Source organism: Arthrobacter sp. Ms25, from assembly GCF_059090365.1.
The window spans coordinates 318422-336154 of record NZ_JBNHFP010000004.1; the positions used below are offsets into that span (position 1 = coordinate 318422).

Annotated in this window: 20 protein-coding genes and 1 pseudogene; 11 read left to right on the forward strand and 10 right to left on the reverse strand. The window is 67.3% G+C overall.

The genetic code is table 11. The features are described from left to right. Positions 1-45: 45 nt before the first annotated feature. The 3 genes from galE to dapD form a co-directional block, all read right to left on the reverse strand. The gene (galE, locus tag AC5RT8_RS13050) at positions 46-1062 is read right to left on the reverse strand and encodes a UDP-glucose 4-epimerase GalE (RefSeq protein ID WP_494096128.1); all 1017 of its coding nucleotides are present in this window, start codon (positions 1060-1062) and stop codon (positions 46-48) included. Positions 1063-1125: 63 nt separating this feature from the next. Continuing rightward, on the reverse strand, positions 1126-1995 hold the full coding sequence (locus AC5RT8_RS13055; protein ID WP_494096129.1) for a transglycosylase SLT domain-containing protein: 870 nt from the start codon (positions 1993-1995) through the stop codon (positions 1126-1128). 13 nt (positions 1996-2008) lie between these two features. Then, on the reverse strand, positions 2009-2980 hold the full coding sequence (gene dapD, locus AC5RT8_RS13060) for a 2,3,4,5-tetrahydropyridine-2,6-dicarboxylate N-succinyltransferase (RefSeq protein WP_494096130.1): 972 nt from the start codon (positions 2978-2980) through the stop codon (positions 2009-2011). A 33-nt stretch (positions 2981-3013) separates the two neighbouring features. Here dapD and dapE point away from each other — a divergent pair, with 33 nt between their 5' ends. Further along, positions 3014-4105 carry a succinyl-diaminopimelate desuccinylase gene (dapE, locus tag AC5RT8_RS13065; protein WP_494096131.1) on the forward strand — a complete coding sequence of 364 codons (1092 nt, stop codon included), beginning with the start codon at positions 3014-3016 and terminating at the stop codon, positions 4103-4105. 107 nt (positions 4106-4212) lie between these two features. On the opposite strand, the gene AC5RT8_RS13070 is transcribed toward dapE, so the two are convergent. The 4 genes from AC5RT8_RS13070 to AC5RT8_RS13085 form a co-directional block, all read right to left on the reverse strand. Beyond that, positions 4213-5118: an amino acid ABC transporter permease gene (locus tag AC5RT8_RS13070; protein ID WP_494096132.1), complete on the reverse strand. Its 906-nt coding sequence runs from the start codon at positions 5116-5118 to the stop codon at positions 4213-4215. Beyond that, complete coding sequence (locus AC5RT8_RS13075) at positions 5115-5792, reverse strand: amino acid ABC transporter permease (RefSeq protein WP_494096133.1); 678 nt, start codon at positions 5790-5792, stop codon at positions 5115-5117. The genes AC5RT8_RS13070 and AC5RT8_RS13075 overlap by 4 nt, the downstream gene beginning before the upstream one ends. 100 nt (positions 5793-5892) lie before the next feature. Continuing rightward, on the reverse strand, positions 5893-6744 hold the full coding sequence (locus tag AC5RT8_RS13080; RefSeq protein ID WP_494096134.1) for a glutamate ABC transporter substrate-binding protein: 852 nt from the start codon (positions 6742-6744) through the stop codon (positions 5893-5895). A 106-nt stretch (positions 6745-6850) separates the two neighbouring features. Beyond that, on the reverse strand, positions 6851-7630 hold the full coding sequence (locus AC5RT8_RS13085; protein ID WP_494096135.1) for an amino acid ABC transporter ATP-binding protein: 780 nt from the start codon (positions 7628-7630) through the stop codon (positions 6851-6853). 148 nt (positions 7631-7778) lie between these two features. On the opposite strand from AC5RT8_RS13085, the gene AC5RT8_RS13090 reads away from it, so the two are divergent. The 6 genes from AC5RT8_RS13090 (at position 7779) to AC5RT8_RS13115 (ending at position 12700) form a co-directional block, all read left to right on the forward strand. Beyond that, complete coding sequence (locus AC5RT8_RS13090) at positions 7779-8549, forward strand: LOG family protein (RefSeq protein WP_494096136.1); 771 nt, start codon at positions 7779-7781, stop codon at positions 8547-8549. Between the two features lie 46 nt (positions 8550-8595). Then, entirely contained in the window at positions 8596-8937 is a 342-nt protein-coding gene (locus AC5RT8_RS13095) for a DivIVA domain-containing protein (RefSeq protein WP_494096137.1), read from the forward strand. Next, a complete protein-coding gene (locus AC5RT8_RS13100; RefSeq protein WP_494096138.1) occupies positions 8934-9512 on the forward strand; it encodes a DNA-3-methyladenine glycosylase I in 579 nt (192 codons plus the stop codon). Before AC5RT8_RS13095 ends, AC5RT8_RS13100 begins: the two co-directional genes overlap by 4 nt. After that, positions 9502-10734 (forward strand): hypothetical protein, encoded by a 1233-nt coding sequence (locus AC5RT8_RS13105; protein ID WP_494096139.1) that lies wholly within the window; start codon positions 9502-9504, stop codon positions 10732-10734. Before AC5RT8_RS13100 ends, AC5RT8_RS13105 begins: the two co-directional genes overlap by 11 nt. Positions 10735-10879: 145 nt before the next feature. Next, on the forward strand, positions 10880-11047 hold the full coding sequence (locus tag AC5RT8_RS13110; protein WP_146361313.1) for a DUF3117 domain-containing protein: 168 nt from the start codon (positions 10880-10882) through the stop codon (positions 11045-11047). A 9-nt stretch (positions 11048-11056) separates the two neighbouring features. Then, positions 11057-12700 carry a leucyl aminopeptidase family protein gene (locus tag AC5RT8_RS13115; RefSeq protein ID WP_494096140.1) on the forward strand — a complete coding sequence of 548 codons (1644 nt, stop codon included), beginning with the start codon at positions 11057-11059 and terminating at the stop codon, positions 12698-12700. Positions 12701-12709: 9 nt separating this feature from the next. On the opposite strand, the gene map is transcribed toward AC5RT8_RS13115, so the two are convergent. Together map and AC5RT8_RS13125 are read right to left on the reverse strand one after the other, a co-directional pair. Further along, complete coding sequence (gene map / locus AC5RT8_RS13120) at positions 12710-13498, reverse strand: type I methionyl aminopeptidase (protein ID WP_494096141.1); 789 nt, start codon at positions 13496-13498, stop codon at positions 12710-12712. Between the two features lie 50 nt (positions 13499-13548). After that, the gene (locus AC5RT8_RS13125; RefSeq protein ID WP_494096142.1) at positions 13549-14184 is read right to left on the reverse strand and encodes an O-methyltransferase; all 636 of its coding nucleotides are present in this window, start codon (positions 14182-14184) and stop codon (positions 13549-13551) included. 291 nt (positions 14185-14475) lie between these two features. Here AC5RT8_RS13125 and sigE point away from each other — a divergent pair, with 291 nt between their 5' ends. The 4 genes and pseudogenes from sigE to AC5RT8_RS13145 all read left to right on the forward strand — a co-directional run bounded on the left by sigE (position 14476) and on the right by AC5RT8_RS13145 (position 16518). After that, positions 14476-15081 (forward strand): RNA polymerase sigma factor SigE, encoded by a 606-nt coding sequence (gene sigE, locus AC5RT8_RS13130; RefSeq protein WP_494096143.1) that lies wholly within the window; start codon positions 14476-14478, stop codon positions 15079-15081. 3 nt (positions 15082-15084) lie between these two features. Then, positions 15085-15177: pseudogene (locus AC5RT8_RS13135) on the forward strand (zf-HC2 domain-containing protein); the annotation flags it as partial. An 18-nt stretch (positions 15178-15195) separates the two neighbouring features. After that, positions 15196-16023 carry a hypothetical protein gene (locus tag AC5RT8_RS13140; RefSeq protein WP_494096426.1) on the forward strand — a complete coding sequence of 276 codons (828 nt, stop codon included), beginning with the start codon at positions 15196-15198 and terminating at the stop codon, positions 16021-16023. Between the two features lie 48 nt (positions 16024-16071). Next, complete coding sequence (locus AC5RT8_RS13145) at positions 16072-16518, forward strand: twin-arginine translocase TatA/TatE family subunit (RefSeq protein ID WP_494096144.1); 447 nt, start codon at positions 16072-16074, stop codon at positions 16516-16518. A 27-nt stretch (positions 16519-16545) separates the two neighbouring features. Here AC5RT8_RS13145 and AC5RT8_RS13150 read toward each other — a convergent pair whose 3' ends face one another. After that, positions 16546-17733 (reverse strand): Mrp/NBP35 family ATP-binding protein, encoded by a 1188-nt coding sequence (locus AC5RT8_RS13150; RefSeq protein ID WP_494096145.1) that lies wholly within the window; start codon positions 17731-17733, stop codon positions 16546-16548.

Genomic DNA, 17733 nt, shown 5'->3' on the forward strand with positions numbered 1-17733 from the left:
CCGGAGAAATCCGGGGACCTTCCCTTTTAACGTCTGCCCTGGGAGTTACGGGGCGGCGTAACCCTCGGGGTTGTTCTTCTGCCAGCGCCAGTGATCCTCACACATGCTTGCCAGGCTGCGTTCTGCGCGCCAGCCCAGGTCGGCGTGCGCAGCGGCGGGGTCGGCGTAGCTGACGGCGGCATCCCCGGGACGCCGGTCAGTGAACTCGTAGGGGATTTCCCGGCCGGCGGCAGCGGAGAAAGCCGACAGGACCTCCAGGACGGAGGAGCCGTTGCCCGTGCCCAGGTTCCAGCGGTGGACGCCGGGGGTTTCGCCCAGGTAGTTGAGGGCAGCCAGGTGGCCGGCGGCCAGGTCCACGACATGGATGTAGTCGCGGACACCGGTGCCGTCCGGCGTGGGGTAGTCATTGCCGAAGACCATCACCTTGTCCCGGCGGCCCACGGCAACCTGCGCCACGAAGGGCAGCAGATTGTTGGGGATCCCCGTGGGGTCCTCGCCGATGCGGCCGGACTCGTGTGCCCCGGCGGGGTTGAAGTAGCGCAGCAGGGCAATCTTCCAGCGGCTGTCCGCTGCCCCCAGGTCACTGAGGATGTCTTCGATCTGCTCCTTGGTGCGCCCGTACGGGTTTACCGCGTCCATGGGGGAGTCCTCGGTGAGGGGAACCTCCTCGGACGCCCCGTAGACGGTGGCTGAGGAGCTGAAGACGATGGTCCGCACGTCGTGGCGGTCCATGGCGTGCAGCAGGTTGATGGTGCCGACGACGTTGTTGGTGTAGTAGTACAGCGGCTTGGCCACGGATTCACCCACGGCCTTCAGCCCGGCGAAGTGGATGACGGCGTCAATAGACCTGCCCTCGAAGGCCGCGTCGAGCGCTGCCTGGTCCAGCAGGTCCGCCTCAATGAACTCAGCCTCACGGCCCGTCAGTTCCTGGACCCGCCGGAGCGATTCCTTGCTTGAGTTCAGGAGGTTGTCCACGACCACCACGTCATGGCCCGCTTCGAGGAGGGCAAGTGTGGTGTGGGATCCGATATAGCCGGTGCCACCGGTGACAAGAATGCGCATGGTCCTAAGCCTAAACGTTCCTGCTGCGGGATCCGCAGCGGAAACCGCCGGGGGACGGGCAGCCTATTCGGCGGGCAGGCTGAAGAACGTGACCGCGACCTGGCCTGCAGCGGCGTCTGATTCTTCCCAGACAGCGGAGCCGCGGTGCCAGGTCCTGCCCTCATAGGCCACCGATTCGATGCCCAGGGCTTTGGCGTTTGCCACGAACCACTGGGACGCGGACCAGCCGAAGGCGCCCTCAACCGTGGCGACGTACAGGGGGCCCATGACGGAGCCGTTGAGCGGCCCGTAGATTGCCTCCGCGGCCGCAGCGCCCTGCGCGGGGTCAGCGGTTGCCGTCGGGGCGTGAAGGGTGCAGGAAAGCGCTGCAGGGGTCTGACCGGTGAGGGCGGAGGCGAAGGCGCGGGCAGGGCCTTCATGCTTGGCATAGGCGTCGGGGAAGGCGCTGCGCTGGACGGTCTGCGCCGCCTCCGTGATCGGAAGGTCCGCGTAGCCAGGGACCTGCTCCAGCCCGTTGTAGAAGGCGTTCGCGGCGTACACGGGGTCCATGACCTGTTCGGTGCTGCCCCAGCCCTGGGACGGACGCTGCTGGAAGAGGCCCCGGGAGTCCGGGCCGGCGTCGTCACCGTAGTCCAGGTTGCGCAGGCCGGACTCCTGCAGGGCCGTGGCCAGTGCAATGGAGACGGCGCGTGGCGGCAGCCCGCGGGCCACCGCCACGCCGGAGATAGTGGACGCGTTTGCCGCCTGTTCCGGCGTGAGCCGGTATTCGGCACCGCCCGCGACGGCGACGCAGCGTTCAGCGATCACCGGTGCCGGCTTCTTACCGGTAAGCGCGGATATAGCAAAGAGTGCGGCGAATGCAACCACGCAAAGCGCCAGCAGCAGGAGCAGCACCCGAAAGCTGCGCGTCTCATGCTGCCGGACCAGTTGCATGGCGTCCGGGCCGCTAGTTCGCGTGCAGCGCGGAGTTCAGCTCCACGGTGCGTCCGTTGCGGGGGAGGGCCTCCACGGCGCCGGTTGCCGAGTTGCGGCGGAACAGCAGGTTCGGGACGCCGGAGAGCTCGGCGGCCTTCACCAGCCGGGGTTCGTCGCCGTCCAGCACGCTGACGCGGGTTCCGGCAGTGACGTAGAGCCCGGCCTCCACCACGCTGTCATCACCGATGCTGATGCCGACGCCGGAATTGGCGCCGAGGAGCACACGCTCACCGAGGGTGATCTTTTCCTTGCCGCCGCCGGAGAGGGTGCCCATGATGGAGGCGCCGCCGCCGACGTCGGTTCCGTCGCCGACCACCACGCCGGCGGAGATGCGGCCCTCAACCATCGAGGTGCCCAGGGTCCCGGCGTTGAAGTTGACGAAGCCCTCGTGCATCACGGTGGTGCCTTCGGCGAGGTGGGCGCCGAGGCGGACCCGTCCGGCGTCAGCAATGCGTACGCCGGAGGGCAGGACGTAATCGGCCATGCGGGGGAACTTGTCCACACCGTAGACGGTTACGGTGCCGCGGCTGCGCAGCCGCAGCCGGACGGCCTCGAAGTCGGCGACGGCGCAGGGGCCGTGGTTGGTCCAGACCACGTTGGGCAGGACCGCGAAAATGCCGTCGAGGTTGATGGTATTCGGCTGGACCAGGCGCGCCGAGAGCAGGTGCAGCCGGAGGTAGGCATCGGCTGTGTCGGCGGGGGCGGCGTCGAGGTCGATCTCGGTGGCCAGGACTTCGCCGTGGGTGCCGCGGATACCGTCGATCATGGCTTCAGCGGCGGCATCGAGGTCGCCCTGGAGTTCCGAATCGGGAACGGCGGCGCCAAGCAGCGGGCGGGGGAACCAGACATCCAGCACAACGCCGTCGGAAGTGACGGTGGCCAGGCCAAGGCCAGAGGCAGTGCGGCCGGTGTCGGCGGGGGCAGGGGTAGAGCGTGAAGTCATGGTCCTCAGTCTACCGAGCGGTACTGTGGGACGGTGACTGATGCACCTGTGACTACCCTGGACCTGACCGGCGACGTGGCAGAGCTCACCGCCGTCCTGATGGATATCGAGAGCGTTTCCGGTAACGAAACCGCCCTCGCCGACGCCGTCGAGGCCGCCCTCCGCGGCTACCCGCACCTAGAAGTCTCCCGGGACGGCGACTCCGTCGTAGCCCGAACCCGGCTGGGCCGGGCCGAGCGCGTCATCCTGGCCGGGCACCTGGACACCGTCCCGCTGCCGACGGTGCCGGGATCGCGCGGAACCGTACCCTCCACCTGGCACGGCGAGGTCCTGTACGGCCGCGGCGCCACCGATATGAAGGGCGGAGTGGCGGTCCAGCTGGCGCTGGCGGCCTCGCTCACCGACCCGGCCCGGGACGTGACCTACGTTTTCTACGACCACGAAGAAGTGGAAGCCTCCCTGAGCGGACTCGGACGGTTGGAGCGCAGCCATCCGGACTGGCTGCAGGCGGACTTCGCCGTCCTCCTCGAGCCGACGAACGGGACCGTGGAAGGCGGCTGCAACGGCACCATGCGCTTCCACGCCACCACCACCGGCCGCGCCGCACACTCCGCGAGGGCCTGGATGGGGGAGAACGCCATCCACGCTGCGGCGGACATCCTGGTGCGGCTGCGCGACCACTCACCGGCCACGGTGAACGTGGAGGGACTGGACTTCCGTGAATCCCTCAACGCCGTCCGGATCTGGGGCGGAACGGCCGGCAACGTGATCCCGGATTCGGCCACGGTGGAAATCAACTACCGCTTCGCCCCGGACAAGGGCATTGAAGAAGCCGAAGCCTACGTCCGGGAACTGTTGGCCGGCTTCGACGTCGTCCGCACCGACGCAGCGGCCGGCGCCCGGCCGGGACTGACCCTGCCCGCTGCCGCATCCTTCGTGGCCGCCGTGGGCGCCGAACCGAAACCGAAATACGGCTGGACCGACGTCGCCCGGTTCAGCGCCCTGGGGATCCCCGCGGTGAACTTCGGACCCGGGGACGCGCTGCTGGCCCATACCGATAACGAACACGTCACCGCCGCAGCCATCCGGGACTGCCTCGCAGCCCTGCGGTCCTGGCTCGGCTAGGACGGCAGCGCTCCGCCGGGGACGGCGGACCCGGAACGTTGCCGGGGAGAAACTCAAAAAGGAGGGGACCGGCGGTGCCGGTCCCCTCCTTTTGATGCAGCCTTGAGCTATGCGGCCCCGCCCCTGCCGGGGGCGGCCGCCGGTGCCGGAGCTTCGGCACCCTCGGGTTCGATCGTGTCTTCGATCTTCATGACCTTGCCCGCACGTGCACCCAGGCGCCGGGAAAGGCGCTGGGCAGCGAAGGTGAGCAGCATGTTCAGGAGAATGAAGATTGCCGCCGTGACCAGCAGCGCCGGCAGGATGTTGCCTTCACCGCTGGCGAGGCGGCGGGCGTACTCGAGCAGCTCGGTGTAACCGATGAAGGTACCCAGGGCCGAGTCCTTCAGGATCACCACGAACTGGCTCAGCAACGCCGGAAGCATGGCCACCAGGGCCTGGGGCATCTCGATGCTGCGCAGGGACTGTCCGGGAGTCAGGCCGATGGCCAGCCCGGCCTCCCGCTGGCCCTTGGGCAGGCCGAAGACGCCGGAACGCACCAGTTCAGCAATAACCGAACCGTTGTACAGGGTCAGGGCAATCACTACTGCCCAAAACGGAACCTGTGCAGGATCCACTGACGTGGACTTGGACAGGAACTGGTAGAAGAACACCATCATCAGCAGCACCGGAACCGCACGGAAGAATTCCACCACGATCCCGCAGACCCAGCTGATCGGCTTAAAGGCAGACAACCGGCCGATGCCGAAGAGCAGGCCGAAGGCAATGGAAGTCACCACGGCAAGCGCGGCAGCCTTCAGGGTGGAGAGCAGGCCGGGAAGGATGTAGAACTCCCAGGTGCTCCATTCCAGGAACGGCGTCCACTTGGCTGCCTCGAACTGGCCCTTCTCGGCCAGCCCGGATACGGCCACCCAGAGTAGTGCCAGGACCAGCAGGACGCCCAGGATGTTGCCGATTCTGATGTTCCGGCGGGCCTTGGGTCCGGGGGCGTCAAACAGGACGTTCTGTGCGCTCATCGTGCGACCGCCAGTTTCTTCGAGGCCCAGGTGGTGAGCAGGCCGATGGGGATGACGATGATGACGTAGCCGATGGCGAAGGTCAGGAAGATCTGGGTCATCAGGTTCGGGTAGAACTCGATCATGGTCTTCATGGTGCTGGAGGTTTCCACTGCAACCCCGGCCGTGGCGGCCACGGTGGTGTTCTTGACCAGGGCGATCAGCACATTGCCCATAGGCGCGATGGCGCCGCGGAAGGCCTGCGGCATGATGATGATCCGGGCCGCCGGAAGGAAGCCCAGGCCGATGGCCCGGGCCGCTTCGGCCTGTCCCAGCGGAACCGTATTGACGCCGCTGCGGATCGCTTCACAGACGAAGGCCGCGTGGTAGACGCTCAGCGAGAGCACCGCCAGGCGGAAGAAGTTGGTGTTGAAGTCCGAGGACAGGCTGACGTTCAGCTGCGACCAGAGGGCGAGTGAACCGAACACCATAATGATGGTCAGCGGCGTGTTCCGGAAAATATTCACGTAGGCGGCACCGAACCACTGCAGGCTGGGGATCGGAGAGATCCGCATCAGCGCCAGGACGGTACCGAGTATCAGCGACCAGAGAGCCGCCCAGAACGCCAGCTGGATGTTGACCCAGAAAGCGCCGACGACGTCGTACTGCTCGAAGAGGGCAGTAAAACCCTCCATGTTTCACCTCTTTATGGTGGACGAAGCCCGGGCCGGGAGAGCGGGTAGCTCTCCCGGCCGCGGGGTGGAACGGACGGTGCCGAAGCACCGGTGGTACTGGCTAGGCGCAGGCGTCCGTCTTCGGCGGGTTCAGCTCTGCATTGAAGGTGTAGTCCACGCCTTCGGTGTTCTTCGTGATGGCTTCTTCCCAGGCGCCGTCTTCAACCATCTGGGTGATCGCTGCGTTGATGTCCTCGCACTTGACCAACCCTTCTTCCTTCGGCAGGCCGACACCGTAGCGTTCCTCCGAGAAGGTGTTGCCGACAACCTTGAACTTGCCCTTGTTGGCGTCCGTGGAAGCCAGGCCGGCAAGGATGATGTCATCGGTGGTGACGGCGTCAATGGAACCGCCCTGCATGGCGGTCACGCACTCGGCGTAGCTGGGCTGCTCCAGCAGGTTCACTCCGGCGGCGTAGTTGTCCTTGATCTTCTGCGCGGAGGTGGAGCTGGTCACCGAGCAAAGGTTCTTGCCGTCCAGTTCCTCGGGGCCGGCGATGTCGCTGTCGGAGGGGACCAGCAGGTCCTGGCCGGCGACGAAGTACGGTCCGGCGAAGGCAATCTTTTCCTTGCGCGTGTCCGTGATGGAGTAGCTCGCGAAGATCATGTCCACCTGGTCGTTTTCCAGCATGTTTTCGCGCTGGGCGGACGGCGTCGAGATGAACTCGATATCGTCCTCGGAGTAGCCGAGCTCATTGGCCACGTACTTGGCAACGTCGACGTCGAAGCCGGTGTATTCGCTGCCGTCCTTGAAGCCCACGCCCGGCTGGTCGAACTTGATGCCGATGCGGATCTTCTCGCCGGCGCCTTCCGTGCTGCCGGAGCCCGACTCGGAACCGGAATCGCCGCCGCAGGCGGACAGGGTCAGTGCTGCCACGGCGGCGATGGCCGCTGCGGCGTAACGGGTCTTGCGCATGTTTTCTCCTTGCATTGCGGTCCTCCGGCAACCGGAGTTCCTAGCCTCATAAGGGTTGCTGCCTACTGCTGCAACCGCGGTACTGCTGGTGGTGCTGGAAACAGAGCTAGTGGGACAGGATCTTGCCCAGGAAGTCCTTGGCGCGGTCACTCTTCGGGTTCGTGAAGAACTCCTCGGGAGTGGCCTGCTCGACGATCTGGCCGTCGGCCATGAAGATCACCCGGTCCGCGGCCTTGCGGGCGAAGCCCATCTCATGCGTGACCACCACCATGGTCATGCCGTCCTTCGCCAGGGCCACCATGGTGTCCAGGACCTCGTTGATCATTTCCGGGTCCAGGGCTGAGGTGGGCTCGTCGAAGAGCATGACCTTCGGCTTCATCGCCAGCGCACGGGCAATCGCCACGCGCTGCTGCTGGCCGCCCGAGAGCTGAGCCGGAAGCTTGTTGGCCTGGTTGGCTACTCCCACGCGCTCCAGCAGCGACATGGCGAGCTTCTTCGCCTCGGCCGGCTTGGACTTGCGGACCTTGACCGGGCCCAGGGAGACGTTGTCCACGATGGACTTGTGGGCAAACAGGTTGAACGACTGGAAAACCATGCCGACGTCGGCGCGCAGCTTCGCCAGGGCCCTGCCTTCGGACGGCAGGACGGCGCCGTCAACGGTGATTTCGCCGTCGTCGATGGTTTCGAGGCGGTTGATGGCACGGCACAGGGTCGACTTACCGGACCCGGAAGGCCCGATCACCACCACTACCTCGCCGCGGGCAATGTCGAGGTTGATGTTCTGCAGGACATGGAGGTCCCCGAAATGCTTGTTCACGTTCTTCAGTGAAACAAGCGGTGCAGCTGATTCAGGCACGGATGTACCTGGGGATGTGTCACTGGTCATAAGGAAAATCTAACCATTGATTATTGCCGGCGTGTGTCATGGGCCACCCGGGCAGCTAATTGTGACATAAGCGCAACCTGTGCCCTGTGGCCCCTCGCCGGGCAGCCGGCCACGTTGCCACCAGCGTCATCACGGCTAGCCTAGAGGCATGCCTATCAGCGATGACCCCCGTCCCACGCCCGCCGACCTTCCGCGGAAGCGGGGTCCGGTGGAGCTGCGCCGGGGCGCTGCCCTGACACCGCAGTCGGACCGGTTCCTGCTGGACTCTGCGGGTGCCGCCCATTTCACGCATACCGACCCCTGGCGGGTCCTGCGGATCCAGAGCGAGTTCGTGGAGGGTTTCGGGACCCTTTCCGAACTGGGTCCGGCAGTAAGCGTGTTCGGCTCCGCCCGCAGCGTCCCCGGATCGCGCTACTACAAGCTCGGGGAAGAGGTGGGCCGCCTGCTGGCCGAAGCGGGCCTGGCCGTCATCACCGGCGGAGGCCCGGGATCCATGGAAGCGGCGAACAAGGGGGCCGTGGGAGCCGACGGACTGTCCGTGGGCCTCGGCATTGAACTTCCCTTCGAGACCGGCTTGAACGAATGGGTGGATCTCGGGGTCAATTTCCGGTACTTCTTCGTCCGCAAGACCATGTTCGTCAAGTACGCCCAGGGGTTCATTGTGCTGCCGGGCGGGTTCGGAACCCTGGATGAGCTCTTCGAAGCCATGACGCTGGTGCAGACGCAGAAGGTCACGTCCTTCCCGATCGTGCTGATCGGCACCGAATTCTGGAACCCGCTGCTGGGATGGATCCGTGAAACCCTTCTCGCCGAAGGCATGGTGGGGGAAGCGGACCTCAAGCTGCTGCATGTGGTGGATGATCCGGCCGAGGCGGTGCGGCTGATGGTCGCGGACAGCGCGGGACACGTATCCCCGTAGGAACCGCCGCCGGACCCGGAAGCGGCGCGTCTGGCACCATTGTCCTGTGACACTCCTCCTGGTTTTCCTCGCCATTGCCGTGCTGGGCCTGGCCACGGTGGTCGGCATCGGCCGGCTGCGTCCGGCGTCCTCCGACACCACAGTCCTGACCGCGGTGCAGGGCCTGGCGGAGCCGGATCCCCGGCTGCCGCCCGTGCTGCTGCCCGAGCACCCGTCAGCAGGCGACGTTGCCCGACTCCGGTTCCCGGTGGCCTTCCGCGGCTACCGGATGGATCAGGTGGACGCCGTGCTGGACCGGTTGGCAGAAGTGCTCGCAGAGCGCGATGCACGGATCCGCGACCTCGAAGCCGCGGGCGGGGACACCCTGCCCGGCGGGAGCGGGAAATGAGTGCTGTGCCCGGCGCCGACGGCCGGCTGCGCTGCGGCTGGGCACTGGCCAGTGAGGACTACCAGCATTATCACGACACCGAATGGGGGCGTCCCGTAGAGGGCGAGGACGCACTCTTCGAACGGCTGAGCCTGGAGGCCTTCCAATCCGGCCTCAGCTGGATCACCATCCTGCGCAAGCGCGAAGCCTTCCGTGCAGCATTTGCCGGGTTCGACCCGCAGGCAGTGGCGGCGTTTGGCGACGCCGACCGTACGCGGCTCCTGGCCGACGCCGGTATTGTGCGCAACGCAGCGAAAATCGATGCCGTGATCGGCAACGCCCGCGCACTCCTGGCCCTGCCGGAGGGTGAAAGCCTTGGCAGCCTGCTGGAGCGGTACCGGGCACCCGCGGACCGGCCCGCACCGCAGGCCCTGGACGACGTCCCGGCAGCTACCCCCGGATCCACGGCGCTGGCCAAGGACCTGAAAAAACGCGGGTTCCGGTTCGTGGGTCCGGTCACCGCGTATGCGATGCTGCAGGCGACCGGCTACGTCAATGACCACCTCGCCGGCTGCTGGGTCCGCCGTGGAAACTGAAGCACCCCGGCGCGCGTCCGCAGGCCTGGCGCAGGCCGCGGTGCAGCGCGCCCGCACAGCGGTCCGGGGCTGGCCCTGGTACGTCCAGGTCCTGGCCCTGTGGCTGGCTGCACGGCTCTTTTCCTATGCGGTGCTGGCCGCCACGGGCAGGTTCCAGCCCGCAGGTCCGTGGGGCGGGGCGTCTCCGTCCTACGGGGAATTCATCAACACCTGGGACGCCGAGTGGTATTTCCGGATCTTTGCCGACGGGTACCCCGACAGCGTGCCGCGGGACACGGCAGGCAATGCCCGGGAAAACGAATGGGCCTTCTACGCGCTGTTCCCGCTGCTGGTGCGCGGGCTCGACGCCGTGACGGGCCTGGGCTGGGCCGTCCTGGCCCCGGCGGTTGCCACGGTTGCAGGCTTCGCCGCCTCGCTTGTCCTCTACCGGCTCTTCCGGCTGCGCGCCGGGCAGGGCACAGCGATGTGGGCCGTGGCCTTCGTGGCAGTCTTCCCCGTGTCACCGATCCTGCAGATCCCGTACGCAGAGTCGCTGAACCTGCTTCTGCTGGCAGGGGCGCTGTATCTGTTTGTTGCCGGCCGCTACCTCGCCGCCATCCCGGTGGTTGCCCTGATGTGCCTCTCCCGGCCCGTGGGGGTTCCCTTTGCGCTCACCGTAGGCGTAGTGCTGGCCGTGAGGTTCCTGCGCCGGCACCGGGTGCCGTTCCCCGCCGGGGATGCGTGGCAGCTCACCGGCCTGGCCGCGGCCGCCGGAGTCTCCGCGCTGGCCTGGCCGGTGATCGCCTGGGTTTCGACGGGGGACCTGCGTGCTTACACGGATACTGAAAGCGCCTGGCGTTTCGGCGACCTGGTCCCGTTTGTGCCTTGGGTAAGCATGTCCGAATACCTCTTCGGACCGCTGTTCGGTCCGGTGGCGCTGGTGGTGCTGCTTGGGGCCGCTGCGCTTTACCTCACGTCCGCGCCGGCCCGGAAACTGGGGCTGGAACTGCAGTTGTGGTGCGCGGCGTACCTGCTGTATCTGCTGGTCTTCCTCAATCCGCAGACCAGCACGTTCCGGCTCCTGCTGCCGCTGTTTCCCCTGGCGCTTTCCACGGCGTGGCTCAGCCGCTCCAGGGCGTACCGGGGAACCGTCATTGCGGCGTTTGCGGTGCTGCAGATTGTCTGGGTGGTCTGGCTCTGGCGGTGGACGGAATTACCGGGCGGAGGGGATTACCCACCCTGATTGTGGCGCGCGACACACGGAATTTCGTTTGCCCGGTACTTGTGCGGAATAATGACAGCAATTGCCGGGCGGATATTTTACTTTCGCAGGCAGCGGATTACAGGTGATCCGGGTAAACCGGGCGCTGTGAAAGGGGAATCTCGAAATGGCTGCGATGAAACCACGTACGGGCGACGGTCCAATGGAGGTTACAAAGGAGGGGCGCAGCCTCATTTTGCGGGTGCCGATAGACGGCGGCGGCCGCCTGGTGGTTGAGCTGAATGTGGAGGAAGCCGGCAAGCTCAAGGACTGCCTTCTGGGCGTCACGGGCTAGCCTTAATCCATGCAGCTGCCTCCAAAGCCACCAGTCCGGGCCGGATCCGCTCCGGCATCGCCCTTCGCCACCTCAGCACTGCCGGGAGTCACTGCCCTGGCCGCGCTGAATCCGCGGACCGGAACGGCTGAGTCCGGCAGCGGACTGCAGCCGGCCCCGGAGGAAGGCGTGGATGTCCTCGCCGTGGCCATGGCGCCTGCCCCGGCCGGTACGGACCGGGAGGACGCGGACGAGACAGCGCATCCCGTTCCGCAGCCGCGCCGCGGCGCCGTGGAAGCAGCAGTACGCTACGGAGCCGACGTCGCCGCCCGCGCCCGCACTGCCAAAGTGACGGGCAAGGCAGGCGAGATCCTCGTCATCGAGCCGCCCCGTGATGCTGCCGACCTGCCCGGAAAACTGATCTATGTGGGTGCCGGGGATGAGTCGGCAGCGGCGCTTCGGCGTGCCGGAGCCGCCCTTGCCCGCGCAACCATGGGAGCCCGGCGGGTCCGCGGCAGCGTGGTGGACGGACTGGAACCGGACCGGCAGGAGGCCTTCCTTGAAGGCTTCCTGCTGGGCGGTTACCGTCCGCCCAGGGCCGGCCTCACCGACCCGCCGGCACCCATTGCCGCGCACCTTGAACTGACCGGACTCGACGCCGGTGCGGCCGCCCGCGCCACGGTGACCGCCCGCGCCGTGTGGACGGCCCGCGACCTCACCAACATTCCTGCGGAAACGGCAACCCCGGACTGGATCGCCGGACAGGCCCGGGCCATCGCCGGGAACAGCGGACTCACGGTCCGGGTCCGCGGCGAAGAGGAGCTCCGTGCAGAGGGGTTCGGCGGGCTGCTTGCCGTGGGCTCCGGCTCCGAGCATCCGCCGCGGCTCGTTGAGGTCTACTACGAGCCCGACGGCGCAAATCTGCCCCACGTGGTCCTCGTGGGCAAGGGCATCACCTTTGACTCGGGCGGGATCTCGCTCAAGCCGCGGGACGCCATGATGACCATGAAGACGGACATGGCGGGTGCCGCCGCCGTCCTGGCGGTGGCCGAGGCCGCGGCTGCACTGAAGCTTCCCGTACGGGTCACGGCGGTGCTGGCTTTGGCGGAAAACGCCATCGGCGGCGCCTCGTACCGGCCCGCGGACGTCGTGACCACGTATGACGGAACCACCGTGGAAGTCGGCAACACCGATGCGGAGGGCCGGATGGTCCTCGCCGATGCCCTGGCGTACGCCGCCGCCGAGCTCGCCCCGGATGTGCTCGTGGACGTGGCCACCCTGACCGGCGCGGCGGCCCTAGGGCTGGGAATGCACCACGCGGCCCTCTTCGGCAACGCCCAGGAACTGCTGGCCCGGCTGGAAGAGGCAGGACGGGACTCGGGCGACGCCGTGTGGCAGCTGCCGATGGTGGCCGACTACGGCTTTGTGCTGGACTCCGACATTGCCGACGTTTCCCACATCGCCCCCGTCCGGGAGAAGTTCGGGGCCGGGGCCATTGTTGCCGCCCTGTTCCTGGAGAGATTCACCGGCGGCGTCCCGTGGGCGCATGTCGACATTGCCGGGCCTTCCCTTGCGTCCAAGGACAGCCGCGAGCTGACCAAGGGTGCCACCGGGTTCGGCGTACGCCTGCTGCTGTCCTATCTTGCCGGGCTGGGCCGGACCGGGGACCGCTAGGCCGGATGCCTATCCGCGCGCCGGGGCGGTCTTCGGCAGGGTGAGGATTTCATTTCCGTCGGCCGTGACGGCGATCGTGTGCTCGGTGTGAGCTGTCCGGCTGCCTGTGGCGCTGCGGAGGGTCCACCCGTCGGCGTCGGTGACCAAGGTGGCGGTATCCGCCATGACCCACGGTTCCAGGGCCAGCAGCAGCCCCGGGCGCAGCTTATAGCCGCGTCCCGGCCGGCCGTTATTGGCGATGTGGGGATCCTGGTGCATGGTGGAGCCGACGCCGTGCCCGCCGAACTCGGTATTCACCGGATAGCCTGCGGCAGCGAGGACCGAGCCGATGGCAAATGAAATATCCCCGACGCGGGCGCCGGGACGGGCTGCGGCTATGCCTGCGGCCAGGGCGCGTTCGGTGGCGTCGATCATGGCCGCGTCGGCCGGGGAAGGCGCGCCGCCGACGGCGAACGTGACGGCGGAATCGGCGACGATTCCGCGGAGCGAGACGGCCAGGTCCAGCGTCAGCAGGTCGCCGTCGGCCAGCACGTAGTCGTGCGGGAGGCCGTGCAGAACGGCATCGTTCACGGACGTGCAGATGTAGTGGCCAAACGGTCCGCGTCCGAACGACGGCGCGTAGTCGACGTAGCAGGACTTTGCGCCGGCCTCGAGGATCATGGTCCGCGCCCACCGGTCGATATCCAGCAGATTGGTCCCTGCAGTGGTGCGGGCCTTGATCGTCTGCAGGATATGGGCGACCAGGGCGCCGGTTTCCCGTGCCCGGGACAGTTCGGCTGGAGTGAGGATCTCGATCATGTGGTGCCTTTCCTGGTGGCCCTGTACGTGGGGATGTTCAGTGGAGCGGACTAGGCCGTTTTGACGGCCAGAAGAAGGCCGTCACCCGTGGGAAGCAGGGCCGAGGCAAGGTCTTCGTTTTCCCGGATCGCCTTGCCTACCTTGCGCATGGTGTTGGTGGTGGCTTCACGGACAGCAGGATCCGCGACCTTGCCGTGATCGAGCGCGTCATTGACCACCAGCAGCCCGCCGCGCTTGAGCAGGCGCACCCCCTGGTTGACATAGAGCGGGAACGAAGGCTTGTCGGCGTCGATGAAGACCATGTCGTAGGCGGCATCCGTCAGGCGGGGGAGGACTTCGGCGGCCCGGCCGGAAATGGTGCGGGTCCGGTTGCCCGGAATGCCCGCCTCCGCGTAGGCCTCACGGGCGGCCCGGAGATGGTCGACGTCTGAGTCAATGGTGGTCAGGACGGCGTTGCGGCCCAGACCGCGCAGCAGGCACACACCGGAAACGCCGGCGCCGGTGCCCACCTCCACGACGGTGGTGGCCTTGCTCGCCGCGGCCAGGACCGTCAGTGCCGCGCCCACTCCGCTGGAGACGGCGCTGACCCCGAGTTCATAGGAGCGTTCACGCGCGCGGAGCAGCACCTCATCCTCGGTAGGCAGGGCCTCCGTGTAGGACCAACTGGTCTGCTTGTCGGCGCGCATGGGTGGTTTCACTTTCGGTCCGGAGGAATTCCTGCTCAGACAAGCTTAAGGCCAAGCAGCACCGAACCGGGTACGCACTGCCGGGTTGGCTTGTCCCGATATTGAATGCGTGCTAACAGACAACTCCCAGATTGATGCGGAAACATTGATAGTGCATATCCGCCGTCGCGGGAGACCGCCACGGGATCCGGACCGCCCAGCCAGCACGCCGGGCCGGCGTCCCCGTGTGCCGTCATGAAGGAAACCGCCGGAGGGGGACCGGTGAGCAGGATGGAAGGAAGGAGGAAGACTATGGCAACGACGCCGGACACAGCAGCGGACATGGCCGCGGAATGGGTGCGTCCCACGTGGGAGGAAGTGGTCCAGGCTCACTCGGCCAAGGTATACCGGCTCGCTTATCGGCTGACGGGGAACAAGCACGATGCCGAGGACCTGACCCAGGAAGTCTTCGTCCGGGTCTTCCGTTCGCTCGCCAACTTCCAGCCCGGCACCCTCGACGGCTGGCTGCACCGCATCACGACCAACCTCTTCCTGGACCAGGCCCGGCGCCGCAGCCGGATCCGTTTTGACGGCATGACCGAGGAAACCTCCAGCAAGCTGCCAAGCAACGGACCCGGGCCGGAACGAAGCTTCGAATTCAATAACCTTGACGTAGACATTGCCCGGGCACTGGAGGAACTCCCGCCCGACTTCCGTGCCGCCGTCGTCCTGTGTGACCTGGAGGGCCTGTCCTACGACGAAGTTGCCCGGGTCCTGGACGTCAAGCTGGGCACCGTGCGTTCCCGGATCCACCGCGGCCGCGCCATGCTGAAGGAAAAGCTTTCCCACCGGGACCCGCAGCTGCGCCCGGCTGCCCGTCCGCGGCTGAAACTGCCCCGAGTCGCGGGAGCAAGCTGAAGCGTGCGACACCCCACCCGGTATCTCAGGAGTTATCTCGACGGCGAAACGACTGCCCGGCGTCGGGAGGCCATCAAGGAACATCTTTCCCGCTGTGCCTCCTGCCGTGCTGCCATGGCAGAAGAGCGCAGGCTGCGCAGCCGGCTGCGGTGCCTGAAGGTGCCCGAGGCCGGGCCGGAGTTCGCTGCCCAAATCGCGGGAAGGCTGCCCGAAGCGGCGACCGCCCGCCCGGAATCCGGCCGGCAGCACCCTGCCCGGGAGGGATCCCTGCTCGACCGCCGCAGCCATGCCTTCGCGGCTGCCGGAGCGGTGGCGGCAGCGGGCGCAGTGCTGCTTGGCGGTGCCTATTTCGCCGGGAGCCTCCTGGAGGTGCCCGCGCAGACAGGCACGGGGGCCGCAGGCGCTGCCCTGGCCGCCGGATGGGACGAGGTGGCGGGAGATGAAGCCCTTACAGCCGATCAGCTGCAGCTGCTGCGTGCGCACGGCTGGACCTGTCCGGAACTGGAGGACCTGGGGATGAAGCTGGAGTCCGCCCGTTCCCTCCAGGTCCAGGGACGTCCCGCCGTCGCGATGACCTTCACCGGGGACGGTGAACGGCTGCTGCTCATAGAACAGCATCCGCGCCACGACGAGGAGGTCCAGCCCGTCATAAACGCGGCCACCGGCCGCCCCGTCGCGGCCGACGGATTCTCGGCGGCAGGGTCGAAGGCAGGGCCGGCAGTCTTCGGGTCGGACGAGCATCCCGGGCAGAAGGTGGTGGCGGCAGGCAGCGTCACCTACACCTTCGAATCCAGCCTGCCGGTGAAATCGCTTCCCCGCGCCGTGGAGGAGCTTTCCCTGCTGGAATCGGCCCGGCTTGCGCGCGCCGCTGCCGATCCCGAACCCATGGAACGCATTGTCCGAGGCCTTGCCCTGTTCACGCGCAGCGGCTGGAGCCTCTAGCATGCCTGTAAGTGGCTCCGCCCTCCCGGGAAAAGGTACTCTTCAAGAGTGGTAGGAATCAACGGTTACGAGTTCATCCTTCTGGCAATAATCGCCGTGGTGATACTGGGTCCCGAACGCCTGCCCGAATACGCTTCCCAGCTGGCCCGGCTGGTGCGGGAAGTCCGCCGCATGGCCTCGGGCGCACGCGAACAGCTGCGCGAAGAAGTGGGTCCCGAGATCGACGAGGTGGACTGGCGAAAGCTGGACCCGCGGCAGTACGATCCCCGGCGCATCATCAAGGAAGCGCTGATGGATGATTTCGACGACGCCGCCAGCGCGGTCAGCGGACGGCCGGCGCCGGCCCCGTCCGCCGGGCGCCCTGCAGCTGCGTCTGCCGCGGCCGGGGCTTCTGCCCCGGCCGCCGCGGCAGAAGCGAGCCGGCCGCCCGCGGTGAAACCCCTGGAACGACTAGGCGCGGGCGAGCCTGCGCCGTTCGACATCGAAGCCACGTAGGCCTGGCCGCTGCACCTCGCCCGCAGGCTAGGCGGGGCTGACGCCGAGGCTGCGCCCGGCCAACCCGCGCGGCCGGTGGGCCAGTTCCCCCGCGATCCGGCGCAGCTCGGCTGCGGCAGTCTCTTCACCGGCGCCGCCGCCATCGGGGACCGTCCCGGCTGCCGGGGCGCCTGCGTCGGCCAGGACGACAGGCAGGCCGCCGTCGCCGCCCTCGCGCAGGGCAACATCGAGGGGAATGCTTCCCAGCAGCGGAACGGGATAGCCCAGGGCGTCGCCGAGCCGGCCGGAGACCGCGGCACCGCCGCCGGAACCGAAGACTTCCAGGCGTTCACCGCCGGGCAGCGCCAGCCAGGACATATTCTCGATGACTCCGGCGACCTTCTGCCCGGTCTGTCGTGCCACGCTGCCCGCGCGTTCGGCGACGTCCGCCGCGGCGCTTTGCGGGGTGGTGACCAGCAGGATTTCGGATCCGGGAAGGAGCTGGCCTACGGAAATGGCGATATCCCCGGTGCCCGGGGGAAGGTCAAGGAACAGGACATCCAGGTCCCCGAAGTACACGTCGGTGAGGAACTGCTCCAGCGCCCGGTGCAGCATGGGGCCGCGCCAGGCCACCGGCTGGTTGCCGTCCACGAACATTCCGATGGAAATGGTTTTGATGCCGTAGGCCACCGGGGGGAGGATCATCTCATCCACCCGGGTGGGCGGACGGGTGATTCCGAGCAGGCCGGGAACGGAGAACCCGTGCACGTCGGCGTCGACAATTCCCACCCTCAGTCCCAGCGAGGCCATGGCCGCGGCGAGGTTGACCGTGACGCTGGACTTCCCCACGCCTCCCTTGCCGCTGGCCACGGCATACACGCGGGTCAGCGAATCGGGGCGGTTGAAGGGGATGGTCCGCACCGGGTCGCCGCCGCGCAGCCGATCCTTGAGCGCATTGCGCTGCTCCGGGGTCATCACGTCGAGGTTCACGCTCACGGCGGTCACTCCCGGTACGGCGGCAAGCGCACGTTCGACGTCGGCCGTAATGGTGCCGCGCAGCGGGCAGCCGGCAATGGTCAGCAGCACGTCCACGGCCACCGCGCCGGAGGCATCGACGGCCACGTCCTTGAGCATCCCCAGTTCGGTGATGGGCCGGCGCAGTTCCGGGTCCTGGACGGTGTCCAGCGCGCGGCGGACCTGGGCCTCCAATGCGGAAGCGGATTCGGATACTGGCAC

What these genes read in the sequence shown, in the direction of transcription:
- galE (WP_494096128.1), bottom strand. Translation starts at nt 1,062, where the DNA reads ATGCGCATTCTTGTCACCGGTGGCACCGGCTATATCGGATCCCACACC.
- AC5RT8_RS13055 (WP_494096129.1), bottom strand. Translation starts at nt 1,995, where the DNA reads ATGCAACTGGTCCGGCAGCATGAGACGCGCAGCTTTCGGGTGCTGCTC.
- dapD (WP_494096130.1), bottom strand. Translation starts at nt 2,980, where the DNA reads ATGACTTCACGCTCTACCCCTGCCCCCGCCGACACCGGCCGCACTGCC.
- AC5RT8_RS13070 (WP_494096132.1), bottom strand. Translation starts at nt 5,118, where the DNA reads ATGAGCGCACAGAACGTCCTGTTTGACGCCCCCGGACCCAAGGCCCGC.
- AC5RT8_RS13075 (WP_494096133.1), bottom strand. Translation starts at nt 5,792, where the DNA reads ATGGAGGGTTTTACTGCCCTCTTCGAGCAGTACGACGTCGTCGGCGCT.
- AC5RT8_RS13080 (WP_494096134.1), bottom strand. Translation starts at nt 6,744, where the DNA reads ATGCGCAAGACCCGTTACGCCGCAGCGGCCATCGCCGCCGTGGCAGCA.
- AC5RT8_RS13085 (WP_494096135.1), bottom strand. Translation starts at nt 7,630, where the DNA reads ATGACCAGTGACACATCCCCAGGTACATCCGTGCCTGAATCAGCTGCA.
- AC5RT8_RS13090 (WP_494096136.1), top strand. Translation starts at nt 7,779, where the DNA reads ATGCCTATCAGCGATGACCCCCGTCCCACGCCCGCCGACCTTCCGCGG.
- AC5RT8_RS13100 (WP_494096138.1), top strand. Translation starts at nt 8,934, where the DNA reads ATGAGTGCTGTGCCCGGCGCCGACGGCCGGCTGCGCTGCGGCTGGGCA.
- AC5RT8_RS13110 (WP_146361313.1), top strand. Translation starts at nt 10,880, where the DNA reads ATGGCTGCGATGAAACCACGTACGGGCGACGGTCCAATGGAGGTTACA.
- AC5RT8_RS13115 (WP_494096140.1), top strand. Translation starts at nt 11,057, where the DNA reads ATGCAGCTGCCTCCAAAGCCACCAGTCCGGGCCGGATCCGCTCCGGCA.
- map (WP_494096141.1), bottom strand. Translation starts at nt 13,498, where the DNA reads ATGATCGAGATCCTCACTCCAGCCGAACTGTCCCGGGCACGGGAAACC.
- AC5RT8_RS13125 (WP_494096142.1), bottom strand. Translation starts at nt 14,184, where the DNA reads ATGCGCGCCGACAAGCAGACCAGTTGGTCCTACACGGAGGCCCTGCCT.
- sigE (WP_494096143.1), top strand. Translation starts at nt 14,476, where the DNA reads ATGGCAACGACGCCGGACACAGCAGCGGACATGGCCGCGGAATGGGTG.
- AC5RT8_RS13140 (WP_494096426.1), top strand. Translation starts at nt 15,196, where the DNA reads ATGGCAGAAGAGCGCAGGCTGCGCAGCCGGCTGCGGTGCCTGAAGGTG.